The organism is Yoonia rosea (assembly GCF_900156505.1).
GTDB classification, from domain to species: domain Bacteria; phylum Pseudomonadota; class Alphaproteobacteria; order Rhodobacterales; family Rhodobacteraceae; genus Yoonia; species Yoonia rosea.
The window spans coordinates 513,733-525,203 of sequence record NZ_FTPR01000002.1 but is presented as its reverse complement, the minus strand read 5'-3'; the positions used below and the strand labels follow the sequence as shown (position 1 = coordinate 525,203).

Annotated in this window: 12 protein-coding genes; 2 read left to right on the top strand and 10 right to left on the bottom strand. The window is 59.1% G+C overall.

Going from position 1 to position 11,471, the window contains the following annotated elements:
- Position 1 precedes the first annotated feature (1 nt).
- Complete coding sequence (locus tag B0B09_RS13820) at positions 2–739, top strand: glucose 1-dehydrogenase (protein ID WP_076660686.1); 738 nt, start codon at positions 2–4, stop codon at positions 737–739.
- Positions 720–1,742, top strand: a complete 1,023-nt coding sequence (locus B0B09_RS13815; RefSeq protein WP_076660536.1) for a P1 family peptidase — start codon at positions 720–722, stop codon at positions 1,740–1,742. The genes B0B09_RS13820 and B0B09_RS13815 overlap by 20 nt, the downstream gene beginning before the upstream one ends.
- Here B0B09_RS13815 and B0B09_RS13810 read toward each other — a convergent pair.
- The 10 genes from B0B09_RS13810 to B0B09_RS13755 form a co-directional block, all read right to left on the bottom strand.
- On the bottom strand, positions 1,739–2,917 hold the full coding sequence (locus tag B0B09_RS13810; protein ID WP_076660535.1) for an NAD(P)/FAD-dependent oxidoreductase: 1,179 nt from the start codon (positions 2,915–2,917) through the stop codon (positions 1,739–1,741). The two genes, B0B09_RS13815 and B0B09_RS13810, sit on opposite strands and share 4 nt — an antisense overlap.
- Positions 2,918–2,977: 60 nt before the next feature.
- On the bottom strand, positions 2,978–3,547 hold the full coding sequence (locus tag B0B09_RS13805; RefSeq protein WP_242654442.1) for a ferric reductase-like transmembrane domain-containing protein: 570 nt from the start codon (positions 3,545–3,547) through the stop codon (positions 2,978–2,980).
- Between the two features lie 34 nt (positions 3,548–3,581).
- The gene (locus B0B09_RS13800) at positions 3,582–4,070 is read right to left on the bottom strand and encodes a peptidase associated/transthyretin-like domain-containing protein (protein ID WP_076660533.1); all 489 of its coding nucleotides are present in this window, start codon (positions 4,068–4,070) and stop codon (positions 3,582–3,584) included.
- Positions 4,071–4,361: 291 nt separating this feature from the next.
- Positions 4,362–5,354, bottom strand: coding sequence for an ABC transporter substrate-binding protein (locus B0B09_RS13795; RefSeq protein WP_055296826.1), 993 nt, complete (start codon positions 5,352–5,354; stop codon positions 4,362–4,364).
- 48 nt (positions 5,355–5,402) lie between these two features.
- On the bottom strand, positions 5,403–6,254 hold the full coding sequence (locus B0B09_RS13790) for an ABC transporter permease (RefSeq protein WP_076660532.1): 852 nt from the start codon (positions 6,252–6,254) through the stop codon (positions 5,403–5,405).
- On the bottom strand, positions 6,251–7,171 hold the full coding sequence (locus B0B09_RS13785; RefSeq protein ID WP_076660531.1) for an ABC transporter permease: 921 nt from the start codon (positions 7,169–7,171) through the stop codon (positions 6,251–6,253). Before B0B09_RS13785 ends, B0B09_RS13790 begins: the two co-directional genes overlap by 4 nt.
- Positions 7,172–7,216: 45 nt before the next feature.
- On the bottom strand, positions 7,217–8,014 hold the full coding sequence (locus B0B09_RS13780) for an ABC transporter ATP-binding protein (protein ID WP_076660530.1): 798 nt from the start codon (positions 8,012–8,014) through the stop codon (positions 7,217–7,219).
- Complete coding sequence (locus B0B09_RS17800; RefSeq protein ID WP_131825032.1) at positions 8,011–8,439, bottom strand: hypothetical protein; 429 nt, start codon at positions 8,437–8,439, stop codon at positions 8,011–8,013. Before B0B09_RS17800 ends, B0B09_RS13780 begins: the two co-directional genes overlap by 4 nt.
- A complete protein-coding gene (hydA, locus tag B0B09_RS13765) occupies positions 8,440–9,894 on the bottom strand; it encodes a dihydropyrimidinase (protein ID WP_076660527.1) in 1,455 nt (484 codons plus the stop codon).
- A gap of 195 nt (positions 9,895–10,089) precedes the next feature.
- Complete coding sequence (locus B0B09_RS13755; RefSeq protein WP_076660525.1) at positions 10,090–11,340, bottom strand: Zn-dependent hydrolase; 1,251 nt, start codon at positions 11,338–11,340, stop codon at positions 10,090–10,092.
- Positions 11,341–11,471: the final 131 nt, after the last annotated feature.

The window sequence follows — 11,471 nt, the reverse complement described above, 5'->3', positions numbered from 1 at the left end:
CATGCGACTGGCTGGCAAAACGGCAATTGTTACGGGCGGCGGCTCGGGTTTCGGGGCAGGGATCGCGCGCAAATTCGCGGCTGAAGGGTGCCGTGTCTTTGTCGCTGACCTCAATATTGATGGTGCTCGGCATGTGGCGGATGAAATCAGCGGCACCGCCGTTGAATGTGATGTCTCAAACGCGGAATCAGTGTCTAACATGGCGAAAGCCATCCTTTCTCAAGGCCCCTTGGACATCCTTGTGAACAACGCAGGCATCACCCATCTGCCCGACGCGATGGAGGACGTGAGCGAAGAGGACTTCGACCGTGTCATGGCCGTGAACATGAAATCGGTCTACCTGACCGCCCGCGCCTTTGTCCCCCATTTCAAAGAACGCAAGCGGGGCGCGATCCTCAACGTGGCTTCGACCGCCGGCGTCTCACCGCGCCCGCGCCTGAATTGGTATAACGCCTCAAAGGGCTGGATGATCACCGCGACAAAAACCATGGCGGTGGAACTGGCCCCGGATGGGGTCCGCGTGAACGCGATTAACCCTGTGGCGGGCGATACGCCTTTGTTGAAATCCTTTATGGGCGAGGACACGCCGGAAATTCGCGCCAAATTCCTGTCGACCATCCCGCTGGGCCGCTTTTCCACGCCCGAGGACATGGGCAATGCCGCCTGTTTTCTTTGCTCGGACGAGGCCAGCATGATCACCGGTGTCGCAATGGAGGTGGATGGTGGCCGCTGTATCTAAAGGACCCCGCAATCTGATCACTGATGTGGCGGGTTTGCGCGTGGGCAACGCGCAGGACGATCACATCAAGACCGGTACCACCGTGCTGGTGGGTGACAAACCCTTCACCGCTAGCGTCCATGTGATGGGCGGTGCACCGGGGACCAAAGAAACCGATCTTTTGGCCCCTGATAAAACTGTCGAACAGGTCGATGCGCTGGTGCTCTCGGGTGGCTCGGCCTTCGGGCTTGATGCCTGTTCGGGTGTCATGGACGGACTGCGCGCGATGAGGCGGGGGTTCGCCATCGGTGATATCCGCATCCCGATTGTGCCAGGGGCGATTATCTTTGATCTGATCAACGGCGGCGCAAAGGACTGGGGCGAAAACCCCTACCGCGCCTTGGGGCGAGAAGCGCTGACAAGCGCGTCCGAGCAGTTTGCGATAGGCACTGCAGGCGCAGGGACAGGGGCTATGGCCGCCATGCAAAAGGGCGGGCTTGGCTCTGCCTCTCTGACGCTGGCTGATGGTACGACCGTGGGGGCATTGGTGGTGGTGAACGCGCTTGGCAGCGTCACAACGCCCGGTGACAGACATTTCTGGGCCGCTCCCTTCGAAATTGACGGCGAATTTGGCGGCGCAGGGCCGGATCCAAACGCCGGACATGTGACATCAGAGCCAAGTCGCAAAGAACACGCCATGATGCAGCAGGCCACCCAAGGCGCGAATACCACCATCGCGATTGTTGCCACCGATGCACCGCTCAGCAAAGTGCAATGCCACAGGCTTGCTGTCACCGCCCACGACGGCATGGCGCGGGCGATTGTTCCGTCGCATACGCCGCTTGATGGTGATCTGGTCTTTGGCGTCTCGACGGGGGCAGGCACGCCTGTCGACCAAACCCATTTCCGCGAGATCGCAGCCGCAGCGGCCACCTGTCTGGCCCGCGCCATCGCGCGCGGAGCCTATGAGGCGACAAGCGCCCCCGGCGACATCATCCCAACCTATCGGGAGCTGAACGGCTAGGGCGCAAACGCGCCGTCATAATAATCAGGGATCGCACCACCCGTCGCGACGATTGCACCCAGCCGCCCAATCTCATCCGCGCATTTCGCCGCGGCCCCGTTCCCTGCAGTGAGGGCGATGATATGATCAGTCTGCGGATAAACGAACGGATTGCCATTAGGCGAAAAGCTCGTCGCGCAACTGTCAAAATGAATAGAACGGTACTTCAGCCCCGGCATCAGCCCGATCAAAATCTCTGAGATCGCCGCACCCGCCACAGGATCACCGCCACTGCGGAACCACGCGATCATATCATCGACGCTGTGCAATTCGGTATCCACCGCATCGCCACCGATTTTGATATAGGTCTTGCCGTCAGGATACAGCACAGGCGGCAGGATATATGGGTCCTCGGACCGGCCCGGTGGGACGTAGATCACCGAAGGCATCCCCGACAGACGTGTGACCTCTCCTTCGTCCAGTTCGAAAAACGCGATCGTACGGGCATAGACCCGCATCGGGATCGGGTCCGGTAAAAGCCCCTCAGCCTTGGAAAAAGCGCCACAGGCGACAATCACCTTGGCGGCGGTCAGGACGGCACCACCCGCACAATGCACCTGCGCCGCACCGCCGCCCTCAGAAATCCGCACGACCGTATCACGATGCAACACAGCACCCGCCTTGGTCGCTGCCGTAATCTCGGCCTTCACATGCAGACGCGGATTGATCCAGCCTGCGTCCGTCTCTTCATGCAACGCAAGGATCCCCTCGGGAAAGGCGAACGCGGGGAACCGCGCAGCCAGTTCCGCCCCTCGCAACGGCGTGTGTGCGACACCATTCGCCTGCGCATGGCGTTGCGCGTTCAGAATATAGTCGCGCTCTGCGCCCACTTCCGTGCCTGCCACAAGTGCTCCCGCAGGCGTATAAAACGGCTGCGCGCCCTTCGCGGCAATCTCGGGGTAGCGCGCAATCGCCTCTTGCGCGAAACGGGCCCAGTTCTTGCGGGTGTCGATCTTGCGCGTGATCCGTGCCTGATCGTAGTGGCTGGCAAAAACCCCTGTATGCGTGGCTTTTTCCACCGGTTCATCCGGCCCCACAAGGGCCGTTTTCACGCCCATTTCAGCAAGATGACGCGCCGCTGCACTGCCCATCAGCCCTGCACCAACAACAATCACATCATAGCTCTGGTCAGTCATGACAGCCCTCGTTTCCGAGCGATCATGGCAAGCGTTTGGGGAAAAGAAAATAGGCGTCTTTCAGGGCCTGCGCGGGCGCAGACCCATGGACCAGACCCTGCGCCGCGCAATCGCCCACGCAAGCACAGCAAGCACCAGTGCTGACAGGGCCGTTTTGCTGATCATCTCCATTGTTCCGACAATCTGCAAAGCATGCACCACTGTGCCAAGGGCGGCCAAACTGACGGCTGCCGTATGCCCCCAACGCCAAGCCCGTAGCGGCAAACGCGGTCGCAGAACCGCCAACAGGCCCGCAACAAAAACAGCCCACATCGCCAAAACACCCCAGATCGCAAAAGGCGTGGGCGAGCGGAGCAGGAGAACATCAATCACATCAGGCGGGCTCGTGATCCAAAGCCCGATGACATGGCCCAGAATAGCGAGCACAAGGCCCACACCAACAGCGCGGTGAAGACGACGGGACGCCGGCACAGACACCCCCGGGAGCACGCCGATCGCCAGCAAAGGTTGTACCAGCATCATCGCCATACCGACGACACCGGCAAGACCTGCAAAAATGTAGACAGGGTCACGCCACTGCAAAAGCGGGCTGCTTGCTGCGGCGAAGACGGGCGCAAAGAGGACCAACACCAGCACCCCCCAAATCAACGCGGCGCGCAGCAACCTAGGCAGGTTCCAGCACGAAATCCACGTGCAGCGTTGTATCGTTGGGGCTTGCCATCACAGGACGCAGGAACACCGTTTTGAATTCGCCGCTGTCGTAGGCCAGATGCCCGTGCGCCTGACCAAAAGCAGGCACGATCTGGGGCATCTCGAGGCGGAATACACCATCTGCATCCGTCAGGGTCGCGCCATGGCTATGCGCATCACGCTCGTGGCCTTCGGTGGTATGTGCCCACACCTGAATGCGCTGGCCCGCCAACGGCGCCCCATCGCCAGTGCGCCTGACGGTCCCTGCCATCCAGAAACCACCGCCGCCGATACGGTCCACAATTGGGGCCTTCGGACGATAGTTGTTCGCGCCACCCCGCATGGTGGGGGTCGGGGCAAGGCCGGCAGCCTGTGCTGGTGACAAGAGCCCTGTGGCGGGGGCGACAAACGCAGCCGTACCAAGAGCCACCGCATGGCGACGCGTAATCAATCCTTTGGTCATAACAGGTCTCCCGTCAGCAAATCATGCCAAGAACATAGCACATCAAACACACAATCCGAACGCGCCGGATTGTCCCGCACTTCAAGTTCGCGTGAAAGGGGCACAGGTAACGCGAGGGGATGTGGTCAGGGTGCACAGATGGGAAGTGGCTGCTTCGCGTCCAGATTACCCTGCGTAGGGTGGGCGTAACCCACAGTTCTGTGCTGTAAAACGAATAGAAAAAGGCCCCGTGCACCGCACGGAGCCTTTCATTATCGCAATCTCCCGGATCAATACCGGGACAGCGTACGCTTAGTTCAAGGCAGCATCTGTAATCGCACTGGTCCACGCGCCTTCAGGCTGTGCAGAAATCACCGGATCAGAACCACCTGCCAAAAGCGTATCAACCGTGCGCTGGAAATCCGCCGGATCAAGCGCGCCGTTGGACCCTGCGGTCAGCTTGGCAATTTCGCCCATCATGCGAATTTGTGCCGCCTCGGATTGTGCGCCGGTTTCGTCGTTATCCAGAACGATACCTGCGGCCTCAACCGGGTTTTCCTCGGCCCATTTCCACCCCTTCATCGAAGCGCGGACAAAGCGCACCATCTTGTCGACAAAGACCGGATCTTCGAGGTTCTCTTCCAGCGCATAGATGCCGTCCTCAAGCGTGGCGACCCCTTGGTCCTCATACATGAATGTCACCAGCTCATCTTCGGACACACCTGCATCGAGCACCTGACCGTATTCGTTATAGGTCATGGTCGAAATACAATCCGCCTCACGGTTCAAAAGCGGGTCAACGTTGAAACCCTGCCGCAGGACTGTCACGCCCTCATCGCCACCATCGGTGGGGATACCGGCCTGGCTCATCCAGCTTAGGAACGGGTATTCATTGCCAAAGAACCACACGCCAATCGTCTTGCCGCGGAAATCCTCGACCGTTTCGATGCCGGTGTCTTTCCAGCATGTCAGCATCAGACCCGATGTCTTGAACGGCTGCGCGATATTCACAACCGGCAGGCCGCGTTCACGCGCGGCCAGCGCGGATGGCATCCAGTTCAACATCACATCGGCACCACCGCCGGCCAGCACCTGTGGCGGCGCGATATCGGGACCGCCGGGCAGGATGGTTACATTCAGCCCCTCTTCTTCATAGAACCCCTGATCGAGCGCCACATAGTATCCCGCAAACTGTGCCTGCGTGACCCACTGCAACTGCAGTGTCACATCATTGGCGTGGGCATCCGCATGGGCCATGCCACCCAATCCAGCGGCCATCGCCGCTGCCATCATCATCTTTTTCATTTTGACCTCCTAGTCAGTTGTTATGCCCTCTTTGCGGGGCTCAATTCATTATTTGCGTTGCGATGGGTGCCAAAAGGTCACCCGCCCCTCAATCCATGCCATCAATCCGTAAAGAGTACTTCCGGCCAGTGCGGCAACGACAATCTCGGCCCAGACCATATCAAGCGCAAGACGCCCCACCGAGGTCGATATGCGAAAACCCATACCCACCGTAGGGGAGCCGAAAAATTCAGCAACAATCGCCCCGATCAGCGCCAGAGTCGTCGCAATTTTAAGCCCGTTAAAGATGAACGGCATCGCCGCAGGCAGGCGCAATTTGAACAGCGTCGGCCAATAGCCCGCGCCATAGGTGCGCATCAGATCGCGCTGCATCGCTGTTGTGTCACGTAGTCCGGCCACGGTATTCACAAGGATCGGGAAGAACACCATGACGGCCACCACAGCCGCCTTGGACTGCCAGTCGCTCCCCAGCCAACGGACGAAAATCGGCGCAATTCCGACAATCGGCAAGGCCGCCATAAAGCCACCTACTGGCAGAATACCCCGTGTCAGAAAATCCGAGCGGTCTGCTAGGACTGCCACGCCAAAGGCCGCCAGCATTCCGATGACGTACCCCGTCATGGCCCCTTTGATGATCGTCTGGACAAAATCTGCCCAGAGCGTCGGGAGTTCATTTGCAAACCGTTCCGCAATCATCGTTGGAGGCGGCAGGATAATCGGGCTGACCTCTAACAGGCGCACCAGAAGCTCCCACATGATCAGCAGTGTCAGACCAAAAATCGCAGGCACCAGTAACTTGACCAGACGGGTTTTTGCCGCAGCACCATTCGCCAACCGCGCGTTGATAAACCATCCCGCAGCCCAGAGCGCCAAAGCGCTGATAATCGCTGTCCCCGTCATACCGCCTGCATCCCCATCCGGCGCAAGGTCCAGCGTTCAACCAGGCTGAAAAACCCCACCAATGCTGCCGCTGTCAACGCCGCGGCGAAAAGCGCAGCCCAAGTGACCAGCGGCTGCCCGTATTGATCCCCCACCAACATCCGCGCGCCAAAACCCGCACGCGCACCCGTGGGCAATTCGGCCACAATGGCACCCACCAGTGACGCCGAAATGCCGATCTTGAGCGAGGCAAACAGATAGGGCACCGAGGCCGGCAAACGCAGCTTCCAGAACCCCTGCGCGGGGCTGGCGGAATAGGTGCGCAGTAGATCAAGCTGCATACCGTCAGGGCTGCGCAGCCCCTTCACCATGCCCACGACGACAGGAAAGAAACTCAGATAGGCGCTGATCACCGCCTTCGGAAACAGCCCCTGAATGCCGATCGCGCCCATCATCACAATAATCATCGGCGCAAGGGCCAGAATAGGAATGGTCTGGCTGGCAATGGCCCAGGGCATCACGCTCATATCCATCGCACGGTTATACACGATCCCCACAGCCAAAAGAACACCTAGGCCCGTCCCGATCACAAACCCAAGCAGCGTAGCCGACAATGTCACCCAGCCATGAAAGACCAGTGACCGCCGCGATGTGATGTTCTGCAAGGCAATCGTATTCCACATCTCCACCACAACCTGATGGGGCGAGGGCAAACGCGGACGGTCCAACGTGTATGTCATGCCAAATAATTGCGGGTTGCGCAGTGCCAGCCCGATCCCCGAATACTCCTGCCGCGCCACAGGCGTATCAGGTGTAACCACAATATCCTGCCGCTGTGCCAGATCCGCCGTCAGATGCATATTCATCGGCACAACGGACACGATCCAGAACAACAGGATCGCCCCGATTACGGTCAGAACTGGCAGAACAGACTTCACCTGCCCACCTCATCATCTTGCCAAAAATACTCCCCCCGGAGGGTCCTACACATCGTCATGGCCTGCCCTCAGCCCGTCACGCACCCTGTGCGCAATCGCGATAAACTCCGCACTATCGCGAATATCCAAAGGCCGCTCTTTGGGCAGCGGGCTTTCGATCACATCGGTAATCCGTCCCGGACGCGGCGACATGACCACAATCTTGGTCGACAGATACACCGCCTCGGGGATCGAGTGGGTCACAAAGCCGATCGTCTTTTCGGTGCGCGCCCAAAGCTGCAACAGCTGCTCGTTCAGGTGATCGCGCACGATCTCATCCAATGCGCCAAAGGGTTCGTCCATCAACAGGATATCCGCATCAAAGGCCAGCGCCCGCGCGATCGAGGCGCGCTGCTGCATCCCCCCCGACAATTGCCATGGAAACTTCTTCTCGAACCCCGCCAGATCAACCAGCTCCAGCACCCGCGCCACCCGTTCAGCCTGTTCCGCTTTGGCGAACCCCATGATCTCAAGCGGCAGCTTGATATTGCCACCAATCGTGCGCCACGGGTAAAGCCCAGCCGCCTGAAACACATAGCCATAGGCCCGCGCCATGCGCGCCTCATCCGGTGTCATGCCGTTGACGGATATCTCCCCACCAGTCGGCTGCTCAAGCCCCGCAATACAACGCAGGAATGTCGTCTTGCCACAGCCAGACGGGCCGATGAAACTGACGAAATCACCTTTCGCGATATCAAGATTCACGTTCTTGAGCGCATGGACCGGGCCATCATTGGTCTGAAAGGTCAGATCCAGTTCCCGGGCGAAAACTACATTGTCTAGCACAGTCGATTTGTCTTTCATTGCTGCCAATCTGGATCCGGTCCATGACGCCAGTCTTGTCCAAAATCCTGAAGTAGGTCGATCGCCTCTTTGGCCTGTCGCAACTCAAAGCCGCCAATATCACGCATCTCTTTGACTGCCTCCAACTTGCGCCCGCCTTGAACGATGGCCAACAGGCGCGCGATGTCCGGATCAGACATCTGGCGCAATGCGTCGCGCCCCATGCGTCTCTGCTTTCTTTTGCTGATCGGCGACAGTCTGGCATCCGCGGCCGCAGGAAAAGCTTTTCGTCCCCACGGCAAATACCCCGTTCCGAAGGCAACGAGGACCAAAGCCGCGGATAAAAACCCGTCGGCGTACATGAACGCGACCGCGACCAGTACCGCAATGATCGCAAACGGCGCTACCGGCCTGTCCCGCGCGACACGGTCAGAATGATGATCCATTCAAACCCCCGTCGCCGGAATACCCGTCCGCTCCACCGGCCGCGGCGCGGTCAGCTCTTTCCATTTGCTCAGCGCCTTGTTCGTCGGCGTATTCGGCTCGCGCTTCACAAATTTACCGTGGCCTTCCTGCGTGCGCACTTCGCCATCATGGATCGCTACATGCCCGCGCGTCAGGGTAAAGCGCGGCAGGCCCTTCACCTCTTTGCCCTCGAATACGTTATAGTCGATGGCCGACTGCTGCGCCCCCGCCGTGATCGTCTTGGATTTCTCGGGATCCCAGACCACCAGATCGGCGTCGGCCCCCACCAGAACGGCCCCCTTGCGCGGATAGCAATTCAGCACCTTCGCGATATTGGTCGAGGTCACGGCGACAAACTCGTTCATCGTCAAACGGCCCGTGGCCACACCATGCGTCCAGAGCATCGGCATCCGGTCCTCAAGCCCGCCTGTGCCATTCGGAATCTTCGTGAAGTCACCAACGCCATAGCGTTTCTGTTCGGTAGTAAAGGCGCAGTGGTCGGTGGCCACAACGCTCAAAGATCCTGACTGCAATCCGGCCCAGAGACTATCCTGATGCTGCTTGTTGCGGAACGGCGGTGACATGACGCGGCGCGCGGCGTGATCCCAGTCTTTGTTGAAATACTCACTCTCATCCAGCGTCAGATGCTGGATCAGCGGTTCACCCCAGACGCGTTTACCCTGCATGCGGGCACGGCGGATCGCCTCATGCGCCTCTTCGCAGGACACATGCACGATATAGAGCGGCACACCAGTCATATCCGCAATCATGATGGCACGGTTCGCGGCCTCGCCTTCCACCTGCGGCGGGCGGGAATAGGCGTGAGCCTCGGGTCCGGTGTTGCCCTCGGCCAGCAGTTTGGCAGAGAGTTCGGCCACCACATCACCATTCTCTGCGTGCACCATCGCAATGGCCCCCAGCGAGGCAAGACGCGAGAAGGATGCATACATCTCGTCATCATTGACCATCAGCGCGCCTTTGTAGGCCATGAAGTGCTTGAAGGTGTTGATGCCGCGGTCCTTGACCACGCTTTCCATCTCGTTGAATACCTGCTCGCCCCACCATGTGACGGCCATGTGGAAGGAATAATCGCAGTTCGCACGGCCGGATTTATTGTCCCACATCTGCAAGGCATCATGCAGGCCCTGACCGGGGGCAGGCAGCGCAAAATCGACAACCATTGTCGTGCCGCCAGACAGCGCCGCGCGCGTTCCGCTTTCGAAATCATCGGTCGAATAGGTGCCCATGAAAGGCATTTCCAAATGGGTATGCGGATCAATCCCGCCCGGCATGACGTAGCATCCGGTCGCGTCCAGTTCCTCGTCGCCCTTCAGGTTTGGGCCAATCTCGATGATCTTGCCACCATCGATCAACACGTCTGCCTTATAGGTCAAATCCGCGGTGACGATGGTGCCGTTCTTAATTACTTTGGTCATCTTGTTCCCCCTTTTCTTTTTTGAGTCCGCCCCAAAACATCCTCAATGTGGCGTAGACGAGGCCCGCAGTGACAGCCGAAATGGCGATCTCGCGAAACTCTGGCGGCCATGTCGGACCGAAAACAAAGTCAATTGCGATCGAAATCAGTGCAAAAGCTGGCGCAAAATAAATGAAGTGACGGAAGAAAGCTGACGTCACCCGACAATCTCCGCCGTCTCGACCACCGCGTGAAACAGCACATCCGTCCCCGCCGCCGCCCATGCCGGTGAAATCTCTTCCGCCTCGTTATGGCTGAGCCCGTCGACGCAAGGGCACATCACCATTGCCGTCGGGTAGATATCATTGATCCAGCAGGCATCATGCCCGGCACCCGAGACGATATCCATGTGGCTATACCCCAGCCGCTCGGCCGCATCACGCACGGCTTTCACACAGCCCTCATCGAAAGCGGGCGGGTCGAACTGGCCGACGATCTCGGCCTCGAATGTCACGCCGATCTCTTCGCAAATCTTTGGCGCACGCTCCATCAGTTCGGCCACCATACCGTTCAGCTTATCCAGTAGATGCGTCCGCATATCGACAGTAAAGACCACCTTGCCGGGGATGATATTTCGGCTGTTGGGATAGACGTCGATATGTCCAATCGCACCCACCGCATTGGGCTGGTTCTTCATCGCGATTTCATGCACCAGTTCGGTGATCAGCGCCAAACCGCGCCCCGCATTCTTGCGCATGTGCATCGGCGTTGATCCGGTATGGCTTTCCTTGCCGGTAACGGTGCATTGGATCCAGCGCAGACCCTGACCGTGGGTCACGACGCCAATATCCTTGCCTTCGGCCTCCAAAATCGGCCCTTGTTCGATATGTAGCTCGAAGAACGCATGCATCTTGCGATCACCGACCTTTTCGGTGCCCTTCCAGCCGATCCGCTCCAGCTCATCGCCGAACCGTTTGCCATCGGCATCGACACGGTCATTGGCCCAGTCCAGCGCATGCTTGCCCGCAAAAACACCCGAGGCCAGCATGGCAGGGGCGTAACGGGTGCCCTCCTCATTAGTCCAGTTTGTTACGACAATCGGGTGTTTGGTCTTGATATCAAGGTCATTCAGCGTGCGGATCACCTCAAGGCCACCGAGTACACCCAAAACGCCATCATATTTCCCACCCGTGGGCTGGGTATCCAGATGCGAGCCCACATAGACCGGTAGCGCATCGGGGTCTGTCCCCTCGCGTCGCGCGAACATATTGCCGATCTCATCGACGCCCATGGTGCAACCCGCAGCCTCGCACCAGCTCTGGAAAAGGTGGCGGCCTTCGCTATCCTCATCGGTCAGGGTCTGGCGGTTGTTCCCGCCCGCGATACCGGGGCCGATCTTGGCCATTTCCATCAGGCTGTCCCACAGCCGCTCACCGTTAATGCGCAGGTTCTCTCCGGGGGCTGGCATGAAGGCTCCTCTCTTCTGGTTTGACCAACTGGTCAAAATAACGCTAACAGAGAGACTACATCAGTCAAGTTCTCTGCGCTAAATACTGGCAGATGCACCCATCACAGGCAAAATTGGGCAATTCCGGCCCG

Bases quoted from the DNA above. Each gene is read 5' to 3' on its own strand.
- B0B09_RS13820 (WP_076660686.1), top strand. From the start codon at position 2: ATGCGACTGGCTGGCAAAACGGCAATTGTTACGGGCGGCGGCTCGGGT.
- B0B09_RS13815 (WP_076660536.1), top strand. From the start codon at position 720: ATGGTGGCCGCTGTATCTAAAGGACCCCGCAATCTGATCACTGATGTG.
- B0B09_RS13810 (WP_076660535.1), bottom strand. From the start codon at position 2,917: ATGACTGACCAGAGCTATGATGTGATTGTTGTTGGTGCAGGGCTGATG.
- B0B09_RS13800 (WP_076660533.1), bottom strand. From the start codon at position 4,070: ATGACCAAAGGATTGATTACGCGTCGCCATGCGGTGGCTCTTGGTACG.
- B0B09_RS13795 (WP_055296826.1), bottom strand. From the start codon at position 5,354: ATGAAAAAGATGATGATGGCAGCGGCGATGGCCGCTGGATTGGGTGGC.
- B0B09_RS13790 (WP_076660532.1), bottom strand. From the start codon at position 6,254: ATGACGGGGACAGCGATTATCAGCGCTTTGGCGCTCTGGGCTGCGGGA.
- B0B09_RS13780 (WP_076660530.1), bottom strand. From the start codon at position 8,014: ATGAAAGACAAATCGACTGTGCTAGACAATGTAGTTTTCGCCCGGGAA.
- B0B09_RS17800 (WP_131825032.1), bottom strand. From the start codon at position 8,439: ATGGATCATCATTCTGACCGTGTCGCGCGGGACAGGCCGGTAGCGCCG.
- hydA (WP_076660527.1), bottom strand. From the start codon at position 9,894: ATGACCAAAGTAATTAAGAACGGCACCATCGTCACCGCGGATTTGACC.
- B0B09_RS13755 (WP_076660525.1), bottom strand. From the start codon at position 11,340: ATGCCAGCCCCCGGAGAGAACCTGCGCATTAACGGTGAGCGGCTGTGG.